Annotated in this window: 17 protein-coding genes; 10 read left to right on the forward strand and 7 right to left on the reverse strand. The window is 64.3% G+C overall.

All coding sequences use genetic code 11. The annotated features are described in order from the left end of the window. Window positions 1-154: 154 nt before the first annotated feature. Entirely contained in the window at window positions 155-763 is a 609-nt protein-coding gene (locus tag MUU55_RS13955; protein ID WP_425314181.1) for a transglutaminase-like cysteine peptidase, read from the reverse strand. A gap of 267 nt (window positions 764-1030) precedes the next feature. Then, window positions 1031-1846, reverse strand: coding sequence for an alpha/beta hydrolase (locus MUU55_RS13960; RefSeq protein WP_244761344.1), 816 nt, complete (start codon window positions 1844-1846; stop codon window positions 1031-1033). Window positions 1847-2082: 236 nt separating this feature from the next. Here MUU55_RS13960 and infC point away from each other — a divergent pair, with 236 nt between their 5' ends. From infC to pheT, 6 genes are all read left to right on the forward strand, one after another. Beyond that, entirely contained in the window at window positions 2083-2619 is a 537-nt protein-coding gene (gene infC, locus MUU55_RS13965; protein ID WP_244761563.1) for a translation initiation factor IF-3, read from the forward strand. Window positions 2620-2843: 224 nt separating this feature from the next. Next, window positions 2844-3047: a 50S ribosomal protein L35 gene (gene rpmI, locus MUU55_RS13970; RefSeq protein ID WP_029620731.1), complete on the forward strand. Its 204-nt coding sequence runs from the start codon at window positions 2844-2846 to the stop codon at window positions 3045-3047. Between the two features lie 38 nt (window positions 3048-3085). Then, window positions 3086-3490, forward strand: a complete 405-nt coding sequence (gene rplT, locus MUU55_RS13975) for a 50S ribosomal protein L20 (protein ID WP_119257270.1) — start codon at window positions 3086-3088, stop codon at window positions 3488-3490. A gap of 87 nt (window positions 3491-3577) precedes the next feature. Next, window positions 3578-4444, forward strand: coding sequence for a lipopolysaccharide kinase InaA family protein (locus MUU55_RS13980; protein WP_244761345.1), 867 nt, complete (start codon window positions 3578-3580; stop codon window positions 4442-4444). Next, window positions 4437-5522, forward strand: a complete 1086-nt coding sequence (gene pheS, locus MUU55_RS13985) for a phenylalanine--tRNA ligase subunit alpha (protein WP_244761346.1) — start codon at window positions 4437-4439, stop codon at window positions 5520-5522. Before MUU55_RS13980 ends, pheS begins: the two co-directional genes overlap by 8 nt. Before the next feature lie 24 nt (window positions 5523-5546). Then, window positions 5547-7973, forward strand: coding sequence for a phenylalanine--tRNA ligase subunit beta (gene pheT, locus MUU55_RS13990; RefSeq protein WP_244761347.1), 2427 nt, complete (start codon window positions 5547-5549; stop codon window positions 7971-7973). 391 nt (window positions 7974-8364) lie between these two features. On the opposite strand, the gene mbfA is transcribed toward pheT, so the two are convergent. After that, window positions 8365-9348, reverse strand: a complete 984-nt coding sequence (mbfA, locus tag MUU55_RS13995) for an iron exporter MbfA (RefSeq protein ID WP_244761348.1) — start codon at window positions 9346-9348, stop codon at window positions 8365-8367. A 164-nt stretch (window positions 9349-9512) separates the two neighbouring features. On the opposite strand from mbfA, the gene MUU55_RS14000 reads away from it, so the two are divergent. Beyond that, a complete protein-coding gene (locus MUU55_RS14000) occupies window positions 9513-10292 on the forward strand; it encodes a C40 family peptidase (RefSeq protein ID WP_244761564.1) in 780 nt (259 codons plus the stop codon). 255 nt (window positions 10293-10547) lie between these two features. Here MUU55_RS14000 and MUU55_RS14005 read toward each other — a convergent pair whose 3' ends face one another. The 4 genes from MUU55_RS14005 to MUU55_RS14020 form a co-directional block, all read right to left on the reverse strand. Beyond that, complete coding sequence (locus tag MUU55_RS14005) at window positions 10548-11213, reverse strand: YiaD family glycine zipper/OmpA-like lipoprotein (RefSeq protein ID WP_244761349.1); 666 nt, start codon at window positions 11211-11213, stop codon at window positions 10548-10550. A gap of 74 nt (window positions 11214-11287) precedes the next feature. Continuing rightward, a complete protein-coding gene (locus MUU55_RS14010; protein WP_244761350.1) occupies window positions 11288-12196 on the reverse strand; it encodes an EamA family transporter in 909 nt (302 codons plus the stop codon). Between the two features lie 163 nt (window positions 12197-12359). Next, window positions 12360-13385, reverse strand: coding sequence for a histone deacetylase family protein (locus tag MUU55_RS14015; RefSeq protein ID WP_244761351.1), 1026 nt, complete (start codon window positions 13383-13385; stop codon window positions 12360-12362). A 141-nt stretch (window positions 13386-13526) separates the two neighbouring features. Further along, on the reverse strand, window positions 13527-13937 hold the full coding sequence (locus tag MUU55_RS14020) for a hypothetical protein (protein ID WP_244761352.1): 411 nt from the start codon (window positions 13935-13937) through the stop codon (window positions 13527-13529). A 126-nt stretch (window positions 13938-14063) separates the two neighbouring features. On the opposite strand from MUU55_RS14020, the gene MUU55_RS14025 reads away from it, so the two are divergent. The 3 genes from MUU55_RS14025 to MUU55_RS14035 all read left to right on the forward strand — a co-directional run bounded on the left by MUU55_RS14025 (window position 14064) and on the right by MUU55_RS14035 (window position 17112). Then, complete coding sequence (locus tag MUU55_RS14025; RefSeq protein WP_244761353.1) at window positions 14064-14840, forward strand: helix-turn-helix domain-containing protein; 777 nt, start codon at window positions 14064-14066, stop codon at window positions 14838-14840. 72 nt (window positions 14841-14912) lie between these two features. Beyond that, entirely contained in the window at window positions 14913-16514 is a 1602-nt protein-coding gene (gene xseA / locus MUU55_RS14030) for an exodeoxyribonuclease VII large subunit (RefSeq protein WP_244761354.1), read from the forward strand. Between the two features lie 7 nt (window positions 16515-16521). Next, window positions 16522-17112, forward strand: a complete 591-nt coding sequence (locus MUU55_RS14035) for an NAD(P)H-dependent oxidoreductase (RefSeq protein WP_244761355.1) — start codon at window positions 16522-16524, stop codon at window positions 17110-17112. Window positions 17113-17136 lie beyond the last annotated feature (24 nt).

The following is a 17136-nucleotide window of genomic DNA, read 5'->3' on the forward strand; positions in this document are numbered from 1 at the left end:
GATCCACGCGGCAAACTCAACGCGTGTGGATGGATCCTCGGGTCAAGCCCGAGGATGACGACGGAGAGAACGTGCCCAGAAATACCGACACCTGAAACAAAAAAGGCCGCGGATCGCTCCGCGGCCTTTCGGCAGCCCCCCGCCGGAAAAATGTTTACTGGCCGACCGACGACACCATGACGGCATCGCCGTTTTCGATGGAGACCCAGCGGCCGGCATGGAACGAGGCCTGGCGCTTCAGGAAGCGGTAGGGCGTCGTCGTCCAGAGCTTCACCTCGTTGTTGAGGTTGTCGAGAACGAAATCGCCCTCGGTGGTGCGCAGCGTCAACACGGCATGGCCTTCACCGTCCGGCTTGCGCACGACGGTGATCAGCAGGTCACCGACGGCAAAGCCCTTTTCCATCAGCTTCTTGCGCTTCAGAAGAACGAAGTCCTCGCAGTCGCCGGCGCCATCGGGATAGGACCAGTATTCGTCGCGGCCGTGCAGTTCCTTGTCCGTCATCGGCGTGATGTCGCGATTGACGCTGGCATTGATCTGGCGAACGACCGACCAGCCGAATTCCGTGACCTTGGCGGGCGCCTGGTTGCGCACGCCGGCTTGGCATTCGGATTTGTTGGTCTGGCAGAATTCGTAATGGCCGATCGGCTGGGAGGTCACGCTGCCTGTCTTCATGGACAGGGCGGACGCGGGCGCCGTGAAAGCCGAGGAAGAAGAAATGAGCAGAGCAAAAAACGCCGCCGCCCCAGCCTTCGCACCAATCATTCGTGCCATGTAACGTCCCCTAATCGTTAACAAAGAGTTAACGGTGCAGGGGGTGTTTCGTCAATCATCAGAATTGGCGATGCCGGAATATGGTTAAGATGTGATCGGCGCGCCACGCTTCCCGCTACGACCGCTCGACATTCAGGTCAGGCCGTGCCGAAAATGGTGGTTTTTCGCAACCCGGAGAGCAGCGTACTCAAGTACGTGAGCACCGGAAGTGCGGAAAAGTGCCATTTGCAGGCCGGCATGGCCTGAATGTCGAGCGGCCTAGGGGAGACGGGCCAGACCCTCAGCAGCCTCGATAATCTTGGCGATATCCTGCGGCCGCGACAGGCGGTGGTCACCGTCGCGGATCATGGTCAGCACCACGTCGTCGCCGGACAGATGCTCCATCAGCCGCACCGCATGGGCATAGGGCACATCGGGGTCGGCCATGCCCTGCAGGATATGCACCGGGCAGCCGGTTTCGATGACCCCGGTCAGCACGCGATTTTCCCGCCCGTCCTCGATCAGCTTCAATGTATAGATGTTCGGATCAGGACCGTAGGGCGTCGGCTCCTCGAACTGGCCGCGTTCGGCAAGGGCGATGCGCTCGGCCTCCGTCAGGTTCGGTTCGATCAGCTCCGAGGTGAAATCCGGCGCCGGTGCGATCAGCACGAGGCCGGCAATCGCGATATCCTTGCGCTTCACAAGCTCGGCGACGGCGCGCAGCGCGATCCAGCCGCCCATGGAGGAACCGACAAGCACGACGCGACGCGTGCCGAGCGTCTTTCTGGCATGGTCGATGACGGCAAGCGTTTCTTCCAGCCAGCGCGAGATCGTGCCGTCGATGAAGGCCCCGCCCGAAACGCCGTGGCCGGAATAGTCGAACCGGATGCAGGCCGTGCCGATCCGTTCGGCCAGGGCGGCAAGTTCCACCGCCTTGGTGCCGCTCATGTCAGAGCGGTAGCCGCCAAGCCAGACGAGATGGGCGAGCATGTTGCCGCTCGCTTCCGGCTGGACTGTCACGGCGATCTGCCGGGCCGCCTCGCCCGTACCGACCGTGATGAAATCCGCCCCCGCACCGTTGTCGTTTGCCGCCATCGTTCCTATCTCCTGTCCGTGCGCCGACCTATGCAAAAGCGCCTTTTTGCCAGTCTTCGGCCCCGACCTAGACCAGATTCGCGCGTGCAAGGACAGGTGGTGATTTTTTCCGCGCCGCGTGCTATTGACTTCACAAGCGCGATCAACACATTGCCGAAAACGCCGTCCATCCGGCAAAACGGCCCGGTCGCCGCACAGATTCATACCGTTCGAAACAGTTCGAGGAGAACACGACCATTCGCAGACCCTTCAAAGCGGAAGCCCCCGTCAAAGACGGCCCGCGTTCCAACCGGGAAATCCGTATTCCCCGCGTGCAGCTCATCGATGCCGAAGGCACCAACCACGGCACCGTTCCCACCGATCAGGCGCTCCGCATGGCGGAAGAAGCCGGCCTCGATCTCGTGGAGATTTCGCCGAACTCCGAGCCGCCCGTCTGCAAGATTCTCGACCTCGGCAAGCTGAAATACGCCAACCAGAAGAAGGCGGCCGAAGCGCGCAAGAAGCAGAAGATCGTCGAGATCAAAGAAATCAAGATGCGCCCGAACATCGACACGCACGATTACGACGTGAAGATGAAGGCGATGAACCGCTTCTTCGAAGACGGCGACAAGGTGAAGGTGACGCTGAAGTTCCGCGGCCGCGAAATGGCCCACCAGGAACTCGGCATGAAGCTTCTGCTGCAGGTCAAGGAAGACACGGTGGCCATCGCCAAGGTCGAAGCCGAGCCGAAGCTTGAGGGACGCCAGATGATGATGGTGCTCGCCCCGCGGTGAGCCCTCCGGTCCTCGGGACCAGACGGATCAAGCCGCCTTTCGGGGCGGCTTTTCCATTTTCACCCGCAAATCCGGCCTCTTCACGGAATCCGGTTGCGCTTTAAAAGGACTTCGGTTACAAGCCGCCGTCCGAACGGTCCGGCAGGGCATGCCGTGGCCGTTCTTTACGCTGGAGGGGCACCGTCGTCAGTGTCTCTCGAATTCAAGAAGAATGGAGTAGCAAAATGCCCAAGATGAAGACGAAGTCGTCTGCCAAGAAGCGGTTCAAGATCACCGCGACCGGCAAGGTCGTCGCTGCCGCCGCCGGCAAGCGCCACGGCATGATCAAGCGTTCCAACAAGTTCATTCGCGACGCGCGCGGCACCATGGTGCTGGCCGAGCCCGATGGCAAGAAGGTCATCAAGAACTACCTGCCGAACGGTCTCTGAGACTAATCGCGCTTTTGAAACGTTAAGGAGATCATGACATGGCACGTGTAAAACGCGGCGTAACGTCCCACGCCAAGCACAAGAAGACACTGAAGGCAGCCAAGGGTTTCTACGGCCGCCGCAAGAACACCATCCGCGCCGCTAAGGCAGCGGTTGACCGTTCCAAGCAGTTTGCCTACCGCGACCGCAAGGTCAACAAGCGCAACTTCCGCGCTCTCTGGATCCAGCGCATCAACGCTGCCGTCCGCGAGCACGGTCTGACCTACGGCCGCTTCATTGACGGCCTGAACAAGGCTGGCATCGAAGTTGACCGCAAGGTTCTGTCGGACATGGCGATCCACGAGACCGCAGCTTTCGGCGCGCTCGTCGCAGCCGCCAAGAAGGCTCTGGAATACCTCAAGGACGCCGGCACGAAGAACGAGTTTGAGACCGCCGTCAACTAACCGGCGCTCACAACAAATCTTCGCTTCGTTGTGAAACCCGCGCCGGGGAACCGGTGCGGGTTTTTCCTTTCAACCAGGACTGTGGCCATGGACGGCAGGCTCATCGCGCTTGAGACGATCCCCCGGATGACCGACGGGGACATCGAGACGCTGCTTGCCGCGCTGACGCGCGAGACCAACCGGGTCGAGCGCGTGGATCTCTCCTTCGGCGCCGTCTGGATCAAACGATACGGCACGGAGCGCCCGCCGGTCTGGACGAAGGCGCAGACGGCGTTGGCGGGATTGTTCGGCCAGCCCTTCCTGCGCCCCTCCCCGTATCTCGACAGCAACGGCATGATCGCGCGGGAAATCCGCCGCATCGAGACCTTTGCAAAGGCCGGCGTGCCGGTGCCGAACGTGCTTTATTCCTCCGGCAGCGCGCTTGTGCTCTCCGATGTCGCCCCCACCGTGACATCCCGCCTCAAGACGCTGGCCACGAGCGATCCTGCCGGCCATGACGACCTGCTGGTCGCCTGCGCCGCCCATCTCGGCGCCCTGCATGCCAAAGGGCTTTGCCATGGCCGACCGCATCCGCGCGATTTCTTCATCGCGGGCGAGGCTATCGGCTTCATGGATTTCGAGGAGGAACCGGAGGCGGCCATGCCGCTCGCCACCGCGCAGGCGCGCGACCTCTGGCTGCTCTTCCTGCAGCTCGCCGACCGTGCGCTGATGGGCCGCGAGACGAACGACCGGGCGTTTGCCGCCTGGCATTCGGTCGCACCAGCCGGGATAGACGGGGAACTGGCAAAGATGCTCCGGTTCCTCGGCAAGTTTTTGTCGCCAACCCGATTGATCGGGCGCGTGCACATGGGTAGTGATCTCCGGCGCTTCCTCGCCGCAACTGGCTACCTATCCGACGTTCTCCTGAACGCTCCCCGCCCGGCCGACGCAAGCAAAGCAGGTAAAGATGACTGAACTCGACACACTGGAAAAGCAGCTCCTCTCCGACGTTGCCGCAGCCTCCGACGAGGCAGCGATCGAAGCCGTGCGCGTGTCCGCGCTCGGCAAGAAGGGCTCCGTCTCGGACCTCCTGAAGACGCTCGGCACCATGTCGCCGGAAGAGCGCCAGACGCGGGGTGCCGCGATCAACGCGCTGAAGACACGCGTGACGGACGCCATCACCGAGCGCAAGACCGCGCTGCGCGACGCCGCCATCGATGCCCGCCTCAAGGCCGAGACGGTCGATGTCAGCCTGCCGGTCCGCTCTTCGCCGGCCGAGCGCGGCCGCATCCATCCGATCAGCCAGATCGTCGACGAGATCACCGCGATCTTCGCCGATATGGGCTTTTCCATCGCCGAAGGCCCCGATGTCGAGACCGACTACTATAACTTCACGGCGCTGAACTTCCCCGAGGGCCACCCGGCCCGCGAGATGCACGACACGTTCTTCTTCCCGGCGGACGAGAACGGCGACCGCAAGGTGCTGCGCACGCACACCTCGCCCGTGCAGATCCGCACGATGGAAGCGCAGAAGCCGCCGATCCGCATCATCATTCCCGGCAAGACCTATCGCCAGGACAGTGACGCCACCCATTCGCCCATGTTCCACCAGGTCGAAGGCCTCGTGGTCGACAAGAAGGCGAATGTCGCCAACATGCGCTGGGTGCTGGAGGAGTTCTGCAAGGCCTTCTTCGAGGTCGACAGCGTCACCATGCGCTTCCGCCCGTCCTTCTTCCCCTTCACCGAGCCGTCCTTCGAGGTCGACATCCAGTGCGACCGCTCGTCCGGCCCGATCGTCAAGTTCGGCGAAGGCACCGACTGGATGGAAATCCTCGGCTGCGGCATGGTCCACCCGAACGTCCTGCGCGCCGGCGGTCTCGATCCCGACGAATACCAGGGTTTTGCCTGGGGCATGGGCCTCGACCGCATCGCCATGCTGAAATACGGCATGCCTGATCTGCGCGACTTCTTCAACGCCGACGTCCGCTGGCTGAGCCACTACGGCTTCCGCCCGCTCGACATGCCGACCCTGTTCGGCGGCCTCAGCGCATAACCGGCATCCAAGGAGAAAATATCCATGAAATTCACGCTCTCCTGGCTGAAGGACCACCTCGACACCGACGCCTCGCTCGACGAGATCTGCGCGAAGCTGACGGCGATCGGCCTTGAAGTGGAAGACGTCGACGACAAGGCTGCCTTCAAGCCCTTCGTCATCGCCAAGGTCGTCTCGGCCGAACAGCACCCGAATGCCGACAAGCTGCGTGTCCTGATGGTCGATACCGGCAAGGGCGACCCTATCCAGGTCGTCTGCGGCGCGCCGAATGCCCGCGCCGGCCTTATCGGCGCCTTTGCGGCCCCCGGCACCTATGTGCCCGGCATCGACGTGACGCTCGCCATCGGCACGATCCGCGGCGTCGAAAGCCGCGGCATGATGTGCTCGGAGAAGGAACTGGAAATCTCCGACAACCATGACGGCATCATCGAGCTTTCCGCCGATGCGCCCGTCGGTACGAGCTACGCTTCCTATGCCGGCCTCGATGATCCTGTCATTGAGATCAACCTGACGCCGAACCGCCCGGACTGCACGAGCATTTTCGGCATTGCCCGCGATCTCGCGGCCTCCGGCCTCGGCACGCTCAAGACCCCGAAGGCCCCGTCCTTCAAGGTCGAGGGCGAGACCCCGGTCAAGGTCAAGCTGGAGCTTGGCGGCGACGATCATCTCTGCCCCGGCTTTGCACTCCGCCTCGTGCGCGGTGTGAAGAACGGCCCGAGCCCGCGCTGGATGCAGCAGCGGCTCATCGCCATCGGCCTTCGCCCGATCAATGCGCTCGTCGACATCACCAACTACATGACCTTCGACCAGGGCCGTCCGCTGCACGTCTTCGACGCGGCCAAGGTGAAGGGCGACCTCGTCGTGCGTCGCGCGGCCGAGGGCGAAAAGGTGCTGGCGCTCGATACGCGCGAATACACGCTGAACCCGGCCAACGTCGTCATCTCCGATGACAACGGCGTCGAATCGATCGGCGGCATCATGGGCGGCGAGCATTCCGGCTGCGACGAAAACACCGTCGACGTGCTGATCGAATCGGCCCTCTGGGACCCGATGAACATCGCCAAGACCGGCCGCGCGCACGGCATCATCACCGACGCCCGTTACCGCTTCGAGCGCGGCGTCGACCCGGAATACATGGTTACCGGCCTCGAGCGCGCCACCAAACTGGTGCTCGAACTCTGCGGCGGCACGCCGGCCAAAACCGACGTCGTCGGCTACAAGGGTTATGACGCCAAGATCGTCGATTTCCCCTTCGCCGAAGTGAAGCGTCTGACCGGCCTCGACGTCACCTCGCAAGAGAGCGTCGATATCCTGACCCGCCTCGGCTTCACCGTGACGGGCTCGGGCGAACGCGTTTCCGTCGCCGTTCCCTCCTGGCGTCCCGATGTGGATGGCAAGGCCGATCTCGTCGAGGAAGTCATGCGCATCCACGGCGTCGACAATATTCGCCCGGCGCCGCTCGAAAGCCACGGATCGGTCAATGGCCGCATCCTGACGACGCTGCAGATCCGCTCGCGTCTTGCCAAGCGAGCACTCGCCGCGCGCGGCATGCTGGAAGCCGTCACCTGGTCCTTCATCCCGAAGGCCCATGCCGAGCTCTTCGGCGGCGGCGCGCCGTCGCTCGCGCTGTCGAACCCGATCGCGGCCGACATGTCCGACATGCGTCCCTCGCTGCTGCCGGGCCTGCTCGCAGCCGCCCAGCGCAATGCCGACAAGGGCTATGGCGACGTCGCGCTGTTCGAAGTCTCCGGCACCTATGAGAACGACAGGCCCGAGGGCCAGCGCCGCGTGGCCGGTGGCGTGCGTCGCGGCACGGCAACGCTTGCCGGATCGGGCCGCCTCTGGTCGAACGCCGCCAAGGGCGGCGGCAAGCCGGTCGACGTCTACGATGCCAAGGCCGATGCGCTGGCCGTAATCGAGGCCTGCGGCCTGCCGATGGGCAATGTCCAGATCGAGCCCGGCGCGCCGGCCTGGTATCATCCCGGCCGCTCCGGCACGATCAAGATGGGTCCGAAGATCGTTCTCGGTTACTTCGGCGAGTTCCATCCGAAGGCGCTCGGTGCGCTCGATGTCTCCGGCGCGCTCGCCGGCTTCGAGATCTTCGTCGATGCCATGCCCGATCCGAAGAAGAAGGCGACACGCACCAAGCCGGCGCTCGATCTCTCCTCGCTGCAGGCCGTGAAACGCGACTTCGCCTTCGTTGTCGACAAGACGGTGGAAGCCGGCGCCATCGTGCGCGCCGCGACGGGCGCGGACCGCAAGCTGATCTCCGCCGTCAACGTCTTCGACGTCTTCGAGGGCGCATCGGTCGGCGAAGGCAAGAAATCCATCGCCATCGAGGTCGTCATCCAGCCGACCGACAAGACGCTGACCGACGAGGATTTCGAGGCGCTGACCGGCAAGATCGTCGGCAATGTCGTGAAGACGACCGGCGGCACGCTGCGCGCCTGATCGAGACCAAAACGGGGCGGCAACGCCCCGTTTTCTATTGGGCAAAGCCCTCTCTCCCTCTCCGTCATGTTCGGGCTTGACCCGAGCATCCATCCGCCGGCACGTCGTGAGTGGTGTATCCTCGGCTCAGGGCGAGGATGACGAGGAGGACGGCCGACGCGCTCCAAAGATTTCGTGAGCGGATATCGCAATTCGTGAACGCTGCGTCACCCGCCCGGCGCTTGCGGATTGGTTAGCAAGACCTTAACTCCTGCATCGGGAGGACAATGAGGTCGAAATGGAATTCTTTGCCAATCTTTTGCCCGTCATCGCCATGGGCGCGGGTCTTTATCTCTTTTTCCGCTGGGTCGTGCGCGACATGAACCGCCCCACCGGACGCTGAGCCCTTCCCTCAGGCATTGCCGATCAGCACGCCCGCCGCCAGCACGAGACTGCCGCCCAGCACCACCTGCATCGCCGCGCGCCAGAACGGCGTCTCCATATAGCGGTTCTGGATGAAGGCGATCGCCCACAGCTCCACGAACACGACGAAGACCGCGATGCTGGTCGCCAGCATGAAATTCGGAATGAGATAGGGCAGTGCGTGGCCAAGGCCGCCGAGCGCCGTCATGATGCCGGAGGCGAGGCCCCGCTTGACCGGCGAGCCACGCCCGGACAGTTTGCCGTCGTCATGCGCGGCTTCCGTAAAGCCCATGGAAATGCCCGCGCCGACCGAGGCCGACAGGCCGACGAGGAAGGTCTGCCAGGTATCCTGCGTGGCGAAGGCGGCAGCGAAGATCGGCGCCAGCGTCGAGACCGAGCCGTCCATCAGGCCGGCAAGGCCGGGCTGCACATAGGTCAGCACGAATTGCTGCCGCGCCGTCTGGTCCTCCTCCTCTTTCACATCCACGGGCGTGTGCTCTTCGCCGAGACGCCGCGCGAGCGATTCATGGGATTTCTCCGCCAGCGCCAGATCGCCGAGCAGCTTGCGCGTCGCCGCATCCTGCGTGCGCGCCGCCGCCGTCAGATAGAAACGGTGCGCCGCCTCCTCCATGGCCTCCGCCTGCGCGCGAATGTTTTCGAGCGGCATGTTGCCGATCAGCCAGTCCGGCTTGCGCTCCGGAAAATCCCGCACGAATTCGCGCCGCACCAGCGGAATGCGATCGCCGAAGCGCGCAATGTGCCGGTCGATCAGCATCTGGCGGTGGTGGCTCTCCTCCGCCGCCATCTCTTCGAAAACGCGGGCGGAATGCGGATAGGCGTCACGCAACGCATCCGCATAGGCGAGGTAGATGCGCCCGTCGTCCTCTTCCGAGGAGATGGCGAGCGCCAGGATTTCCTGTTCGCTCAGCGATTCGAGGCTGCGTTTGCCGGGGCGGCGAAGGCGGGAAAACATCGTCGAATATCCAGTTTAGAATTATTCTAAATATAGGATGCGGTGGCGTTTGGTCAACCTCGACAGGATGTCGCTCGTAGGGCTAGAGTGGAAACCGACAAGACTGCAAGGGAAGAGACGTGACCGCCGCACTGAGGCCGCTTTCCACAAGCCGCGACACGCTGATGGACCGTCTCGGCCGAACACTCGCCGATCGGCTGCAAAGCCAGACCTCCGGCTACGAGCCCTATACGCCCTCCGACCCGGAAACGCTGGCGCGCACGCTGCGTCCTGGCGATATCCTGCTCGTCGAGGGCAACCAGAAGGTTTCGGCGGCGATCAAGTATCTGACGCAATCGACCTGGTCGCATGCCGCGCTCTTCGTCGGCGACCAGGTGCCGCTGACGCTGGAACAGGCGGCGTTGCGCGCGACCGAGCGGCCGCAGCTCATCGAGGTCAATCTCGGCGAGGGGTGCGTGGCCGTGCCGCTCACCAAATACCGCACCTACAACACCCGTATCTGCCGCCCGGTCGGTCTGACACCCGACGATCGCGACATGTTGGTCTCCTTCATGGTCTCGCGCCTTGGCATGAAGTACGACCTGAAGAACATCACCGACATGCTGCGCTATTTCCTGCCGACGCCGCCGATTCCGGTGCGCTGGCGCCGCCGCATGATCGCCTTCGGCTCCGGTGATCCGACGCGGGCGATCTGCTCGACGCTGATCGCCGAAGCCTTCGAGCGCATCCGCTATCCGATCCTGCCCGACGTGACGCGCGCGCCCGGCCACGCCGCGGCCACCTCGACCTATTCGCGTGAAGAGATCCTGCACATCCGCCACCACTCGCTCTACACCCCGCGCGACTTCGACCTCTCGCCCTATTTCGAGATCGTCAAACCGACGCTGGAATACGGTTTCGACTACAAACGGCTGGAATGGGCGCCAAATCGGGAAGGGCCGTAAAGGCGGCGGTTTGCCGGGCCATTGCCTTGCGCACAGGCCGCGCTCGTGGCGTGGATCCTCGGGACAAGCCGAGGATGACGACGGAGAGGTATGGCGGACACCACAACCCGTTTGTGGAGCAGGCCGTTTCCTCCTCTCTGTCATCCTCGGGCTTGACCCGAGGATCCACCCGCACGGCACGACCAGACATCATCCCCAAAAGCAAAAGGGCCGTAAAACGGCCCTTCCACAATCCGGCAATGAACGCGGCCGCTATCAGCTCTGCCTGAGCGGCGAGATCGAGATCTCCACGCGGCGGTTCTGCGCGCGGCCGGCTTCCGTCGCGTTGGAGGCGATCGGCCGGTCCATGCCATAGCCCATGGCCGACATGCGGCGCGGATCGATGCCGCGCGAGGCAAGATGGTTGGCGACCGAGTTCGCACGGCGGTTGGAGAGGTCCATGTTGTAGCCGGCATTGCCGACCGAATCGGTGTGCCCGTCGACGTCGATCAGCGTCCTGTCGAACTTGCGCAGCACGACCGCGACCGAATCGAGCGTCGGATAGAAGGCGGAGTTCACCTGATCCTGATCCGTCGCGAAGGTCACGTTGGAGGGCATATTGAGAACGATGCGGTCGCCGACACGCGTCACCGAGACGCCGGTGCCCTGCAGCTGTGCACGCAGCTCGGCTTCCTGGTTGTCCATGTAGTTGCCGATGGTGCCGCCGGCGAGCGCGCCGATACCCGCACCGATCAGGGCCGCGTTGCGGCGCTGCACCGGATTGTTGCCGATGAGAAGGCCTGCGACCGCGCCGACGCCGGCGCCGATGGCGGCGCCACCGGCAGTGTTGGAAACCTTTCGTTCGCCCGTATAGGGATCCGTCGTCGTGCAGGCGGAAAGGTAGGTCGCTGCGAGCGCGACGAGCGCAACTTTCTTCAACATGGAGTGTCCCCGGAAACGTCGATGATTCTGCTTCAACCTAGCGATTGCGGCAGGAACATGAAAGGGGGCGCATTTCAGGCCGATTTGGCCTCGCCGTTGCCGTTTCCGCTGGAGGTGACGCCTGCGCTGGCCGCCACGACGAGCGCCGTGCCCAACATCTGCAAGGGGGTCATCGGCTGGCTGAGCACCAGGAAACCGGCCAGCGCCCCGAGCGCCGGTTCGAGGCTCATCAGGATGCCGAAGGCCGACATCGGCATGCGGCGCAGTGCGATCATCTCCAGCGCATAGGGAAAGAGCGGCACGAGAATGGCAAGGCCGAGCATCATGCCCAGCCCTTCCGGGTTCATGGCCTCGCCGACGTTCGGCAGCCCGAAAGGCGCGGCGGCGATGGCGGCGAAGAGGAGCGACATCGAGAGACCTTCAAGGCCTTTGAACACCGCCCCGGTCTTCTTCATGAGGATGATATAGGTGCCCCAGCCGATGCCCGCGCCGACGGCAAACAGCATGCCCACGGGATCGCCGACCCAGCCCGCGCCGTCATGCGACAGGAGCACGACACCGATGAACGCCGCAACCGGCCAGACCAGCCGCCAGCCCTTGCCGAGCGACCAGGTAGCAACCGCCAGCGGCCCGAGGAATTCGATGGCGACGGCAAGGCCAAGTGGAATGCGGGCGATCGCCGCGAAGAAACACAGCGTCATCACCGCCATGGTGGCGCCGAGCAGGGCGGCACTCTTCCACTGTTCGCGGCTGTAGGAGCGCATGGGCGGGCGCACGATCAGCGCGAGGATGACGGCAGCCATGACGAGGCGCAGGAAAGTCGTGGTCGACGGGCCGAAGGCATGGATCGCCGTCGCCGAAAAGGCCGAACCGAACTGGATGCTCGACATGGAGCCGAAGCACAGCAGGATGCCCGTGAAGAGCCCCGCATTGCCCGAGCCCGAGAGGCCGCCGCCGCCGGCCGCCGCCTGTTGATCTGCCATAAGAACTCCTCCCCTAGGGCACCCAGTCCTAGAGGAGGGTCTGCCATCACACAAATGGATAATCGTGACGCCTTGCTTCAGGAAATTTGATGCAAGCGCATCTCCTCTTGCGCAATTCCGGACGCAAAACCGCAGCACACTTTTGCTGGAATTGCTTTGGATGTCAGCCTGCAATGCCTCGCAGCGTGTTGGCGACGTTGAGGCCGATCTGCGGCACGCCGTAGCCGCCTTCCATGCAGACGAGCACCGGCACGCCGCTCGCGGCGACCGCCTTGCCCATCGTGATGTAATCCGGCGAGGTCAGCTTGAAGAAGGAGATTGGATCCTGCTCGAACGTATCGACGCCGAGCGAGAGCACGATCACCTCCGCGCCGAAAGCTTCGATGCGCTTCAGCGAATCCTTCAGAGCCGCCTCCCAGACGGAATAGGGCGTGCCCGGCGGCATCGGATAGTTCTGCGTGGTGCCGGCACCCGCACCCTTGCCGGTCTCCTCGGCATAACCCAGGAAATGCGGGAAGGCCTCGGCCGGATCGCCGTGCAGCGAAGCGAAATAGACGTCGTCGCGTTCGTAGAAAATATCCTGCGTGCCGTTGCCGTGGTGGAAATCGACGTCGAGGATCGCGACCTTCTTGGCACCCTTGTCGAGGAAGCGCTGTGCGGCGACGGCCGCGTTGTTGATGAAGCAATAGCCGCCGAAACTGTCGATGCCGGCATGGTGGCCCGGTGGGCGGCAGAGCGCGAAGGCGGACTTTGCGCCGCCGACGACGATATCGGCCGCCGTCAGCGCCGTCTGCATGGAGGAGAGCGCCGCCTCCCAGGTGCCGGGCGAGATCGCCGTTTCCGAGGCGTTGCAATAGTAGCCGAGCAGACCGTCGATCTGGGTCGGGATGCGCGGCGAAGTGCGCCGCACCGGGAAGGACGTGGCGATCGCCTCGCCGTTATAACCGGCGGCTTTCCACTGGTCCCAGGCGGTCTGGAGGAAGGAGAGGTAGCCGGCGTCATGCACCTTGTGCGCGGTTTCGAGGCCGTGGCGCTCGGGTGCCGCAATGTCGGTAAAGCCGGCATCCTTCACCGCGGCCAGAATCCATTCGGCCCGGAACGGTGCCTCGAACGGCGGCACGAGCTCGCCGCCGTAAAGCTCGCTGCGAGCGTTCCTGAGCTTGTGGTCCTCGGAAAAGATAACGCGCATGAAAAGTCCCCATTGTTTTAATGGCCGGGACGGTAGTGCATTTTTCCGGCAAGGGAAATCTCTCCCGCGGGGTAGGTTTTCGCCCAAAATGCAAATCCGCCCCGGCCGATGGCAGGAGCGGATTGCGGGGCCAAGGATGCGTCAGGCGAGCAGGGCCTTGCGCTGGCGGCCGAGGCCGATCTGCTTGATCAGCAGGATATCGGCGACCGCGACGGTGGCGACAGCAATGAGGCCCATGCCGACCGCCGTCAGGCTGCCGTGACCGAGAACGAGCACGGCGACGCTGCCGAGCACCCAGAGCGCATCGCCGATCATGACGAAGCGCACAGCGGCGGGTGACGGCTGCTCCTGCCGGCCGACGGCGAGGTGAAAACCACCCCAGAAGACGAAGAAGACGGCGAAGGCCCGGAGGACGTCGGGCGTGGCGAGCGGACCGACGAGGCCGCTGATCGGGCCGGAAAAGGCAAAGAGCAGGCCGGCGGTGGCGAGTGAGAAGACGCCGTCGAAGAGCATGATGGACTTCAGGAGATTGCGGTTGAGGGTGGCGAACATGGTGGGCTCCTTTCGTTTCGATGAAGCCATCCTGCCGGCCGCCGTGCGGCAAACCAATTACGTCAGAGGTAATGGAAATCATGCCCCGTCTCGTGTTGAGTGCGCGGGCAATCAAGGGAGGCTAAGATGGAATTCGGCGAACACCTGAAGGAATGGCGCAGCCACCGGCGCATGAGCCAGCTGGAACTGGCAAACGAGGCCGGCATTTCCTCGCGCCACCTCTCCTTCCTCGAAACCGGCCGCTCACGTCCTTCGGAAGGCATGATTCTCCGCCTTTCCGCCGTGCTCGACATTCCCGCGCGCGATCAGGGCCTGCTGTTTTCCGCCGCCGGCTTTCGCCCGCGCTTCGGCACGGCGCCGGCCAGAAGCCTCGCCTCCGTGCCACCCGCTGTCGCCGAGGCGATCGGCCTCATTCTCGGCCGGCATGATCCCTATCCAGGCGTGGTCTTCGATCATGAATACAATGTGCTCACCGCCAACCAGGCCTTTCTCGGCCTTGCCGGCATGGCGGGCATTGCCGTCTCCCCCGGCGACAATTTCCTCGATGCCTATCTTGGCCCCACACCGCTACGCACCATCGTCGTCAACTGGGCGCAATCGGCCGCCGATCTCGTGCACCGCATCCGCGCGGAAGCCTGGCTGCAGGGACCACGCAGCCCGCTGCTCAAGCGCATCGAGCGGCTCGCCGCGCAGGACGACATCAAGACAGCAATCGAAACCTTCCCGGAGGGCGACCGCCTGCCGATCCTGCCCATCGAGATGAAGATCGGCACGAAGCGTTTCAACTGGATCACCACGCTCACCTCCTTCGGCTCGACGCAAGATGCGCTCGTGCAGGGCGTGCTGATCGAGAGCTTCTTCCCGGCCGATGCCGAGACGCGTGCGCATTTCGAGGGCATATGACGTCCGCAACAGCGCTGGGGATGCCGGCCGCTCCACCCTGTCCTGCCGCGCCAAACGCACTACACTTGCCCCATGAGCTTCTTTTCCGAGACTGATTCGCCGACCAACCTCACCGAATATTCGGTGTCGGACCTGTCCGGCTCCATCAAGCGCACCATCGAGCAGGCCTTCGACCAGGTCCGGGTGCGCGGCGAGATTTCCGGCTATCGTGGCCAGCATTCCTCGGGACACGCCTATTTTTCGCTGAAGGACGACAAGGCGCGCATCGACGCCGTGATCTGGAAGGGCAGCTTTTCGCGCCTGCGCTTCAAGCCGGAAGAGGGCATGGAGGTGATCGCTACCGGCAAGATCACCACCTTCCCCGGCTCGTCGAAATACCAGATCGTCATCGAGGCGCTGGAGCCGGCCGGCGCCGGCGCGCTGATGGCACTGCTCGAGGAACGGCGCCGCAAGCTCGCCGCCGAGGGCCTGTTCGATACCGAGCGCAAGAAGCCGCTGCCCTTCCTGCCGAAGGTCATCGGCGTCGTCACCTCGCCGACCGGCGCCGTCATCCGCGATATCCTGCACCGCATCGCCGATCGCTTCCCGGTCCATGTCGTCGTCTGGCCCGTCAAGGTGCAGGGCGAGGGCTCGGGACAGGAGGTGGCGGCCGCCATCGAGGGCTTCAACACGCTCGATCCGTTAGGCCCGATCCGCATCCCGGACGTGCTGATCGTCGCGCGCGGCGGCGGCAGTCTGGAAGACCTCTGGAGCTTCAACGACGAGATCGTCGTGCGCGCCGCGGCGGCCTCGAAAATCCCGCTGATCTCGGCTGTCGGCCACGAAACCGACTGGACGTTGATCGACCACGCCGCCGACCGCCGTGCGCCCACCCCGACGGGCGCCGCCGAAATGGCCGTACCCGTGAAGGCCGATCTCGACGCCGAAATCGCTTCGCTTACCGCCCGGCTGCGCGGCGCGACGGCGCGGCAGATGGACAATCGCCGGCAGGGCGTGCGTGCACTTGCCCGCGCGCTGCCGTCTCTCGATCAGCTTCTCGCGCTGCCGCGCCGCCGCTTCGACGAGGCCGCCGCCGGGCTTGGCCGTGGCCTGCAGATGAACACCGTCAACAAGCGGCGCGCCTTCGAGCGCACCGCCGCGCATCTGCGCCCCGACATGCTGCTGACCCGCATCGCCGAACGCCGCCAGCGCGTCGCCGATCGCGTGCAACGCGCCGAGCGCATCGTCGAGCGTCGCCTCGACCAGTTGCGCGCACGCCTCTCCGCCTTCGACGTGTCGCTGCGCGCCACGCCCGCCCGCATCAAGACGCAGACCGAGCGGTCACGCGACAGGCTGAAAGGCCTCGCCTTGCGGGCCGAGAGCGCGCTGTCGGGCAACCTCTCGCGCCGCCGCGCCCTCGTTCAGGCGCAGGACCGCGTGCTGCAATCGCTCTCGTACCGCAACGTGCTGAAACGCGGCTATGCGATCGTTCACGATGAAGCCGGCGTACCAGTAAAGGGTGCCGCCGCGCTTGGCCCCGGCCGCGCCATCGCCATCGAATTCGCCGATGGCAGCGTCGAAGCCGTCACCGGCGCGGGCACCCCTTCGGGCGGCAGTACGCCACCGCGCAAAAAGCCGGCCAAGCCGGAAGCGGAGGCGGCCAAACCGGCGCCTCGCCAGGGCTCGCTGTTCTGAGGCCGCCATGCGTATCCTGCTCGTGCTCGCCCATCCCCTGAAAGACAGCTTTGCCGCCAGCACGGCGGAGGCGGTGCGCCGCAAGCTCACGGAGAACGGCCACACGGTCGATCTTCTCGATCTCTATCGCGAAAACTTCGACCCGCGCCTCAGCGTGTCCGAGCGCAACCGCTATTTCGAGCCGGACTACGATCCCTCCGAAGCCGAACCCTATATCAGCCGGCTGAGAGCAGCCGATGGGCTGGTTCTGGTCTTCCCGCAATGGTGGTTCAATTTCCCGGCCATCCTGAAGGGCTTTTTCGACCGTGTCTTCGCGCCCGGCGTCGCCTTCGAGAACGATCCGAAGGGCGGCCGCATCCAGCCGCGGCTTGGCAATATCCACCTGTTCTGGGCCTTCACCACGACGGGCTCGCCCTGGTGGGTGGTCAATTTCTACATGGGCAATCCCGTCAAGCGCCTGTTGAAGCGTGGCATCGCCGCCTTCTGCGCCAAGGGGCTGGATTTCAAGCTGGTCTCGTTGCACGACATGGACCGCATCGACGACACAAGGCGCCGCGCGCATCTGCTGCGTGTCGAAAGGCTCGTCGACCGGATCTGAGACATCGCGCAATCGCGGACGCAA

Source organism: Shinella curvata (genome assembly GCF_022899935.1).
GTDB classification, from domain to species: domain Bacteria; phylum Pseudomonadota; class Alphaproteobacteria; order Rhizobiales; family Rhizobiaceae; genus Shinella; species Shinella curvata.

What these genes read in the sequence shown, in the direction of transcription:
- MUU55_RS13955 (WP_425314181.1), bottom strand. Translation starts at nt 763, where the DNA reads ATGATTGGTGCGAAGGCTGGGGCGGCGGCGTTTTTTGCTCTGCTCATT.
- MUU55_RS13960 (WP_244761344.1), bottom strand. Translation starts at nt 1,846, where the DNA reads ATGGCGGCAAACGACAACGGTGCGGGGGCGGATTTCATCACGGTCGGT.
- rpmI (WP_029620731.1), top strand. Translation starts at nt 2,844, where the DNA reads ATGCCCAAGATGAAGACGAAGTCGTCTGCCAAGAAGCGGTTCAAGATC.
- rplT (WP_119257270.1), top strand. Translation starts at nt 3,086, where the DNA reads ATGGCACGTGTAAAACGCGGCGTAACGTCCCACGCCAAGCACAAGAAG.
- MUU55_RS13980 (WP_244761345.1), top strand. Translation starts at nt 3,578, where the DNA reads ATGGACGGCAGGCTCATCGCGCTTGAGACGATCCCCCGGATGACCGAC.
- pheS (WP_244761346.1), top strand. Translation starts at nt 4,437, where the DNA reads ATGACTGAACTCGACACACTGGAAAAGCAGCTCCTCTCCGACGTTGCC.
- pheT (WP_244761347.1), top strand. Translation starts at nt 5,547, where the DNA reads ATGAAATTCACGCTCTCCTGGCTGAAGGACCACCTCGACACCGACGCC.
- mbfA (WP_244761348.1), bottom strand. Translation starts at nt 9,348, where the DNA reads ATGTTTTCCCGCCTTCGCCGCCCCGGCAAACGCAGCCTCGAATCGCTG.
- MUU55_RS14000 (WP_244761564.1), top strand. Translation starts at nt 9,513, where the DNA reads ATGGACCGTCTCGGCCGAACACTCGCCGATCGGCTGCAAAGCCAGACC.
- MUU55_RS14005 (WP_244761349.1), bottom strand. Translation starts at nt 11,213, where the DNA reads ATGTTGAAGAAAGTTGCGCTCGTCGCGCTCGCAGCGACCTACCTTTCC.
- MUU55_RS14010 (WP_244761350.1), bottom strand. Translation starts at nt 12,196, where the DNA reads ATGGCAGATCAACAGGCGGCGGCCGGCGGCGGCGGCCTCTCGGGCTCG.
- MUU55_RS14015 (WP_244761351.1), bottom strand. Translation starts at nt 13,385, where the DNA reads ATGCGCGTTATCTTTTCCGAGGACCACAAGCTCAGGAACGCTCGCAGC.
- MUU55_RS14020 (WP_244761352.1), bottom strand. Translation starts at nt 13,937, where the DNA reads ATGTTCGCCACCCTCAACCGCAATCTCCTGAAGTCCATCATGCTCTTC.
- MUU55_RS14025 (WP_244761353.1), top strand. Translation starts at nt 14,064, where the DNA reads ATGGAATTCGGCGAACACCTGAAGGAATGGCGCAGCCACCGGCGCATG.
- xseA (WP_244761354.1), top strand. Translation starts at nt 14,913, where the DNA reads ATGAGCTTCTTTTCCGAGACTGATTCGCCGACCAACCTCACCGAATAT.
- MUU55_RS14035 (WP_244761355.1), top strand. Translation starts at nt 16,522, where the DNA reads ATGCGTATCCTGCTCGTGCTCGCCCATCCCCTGAAAGACAGCTTTGCC.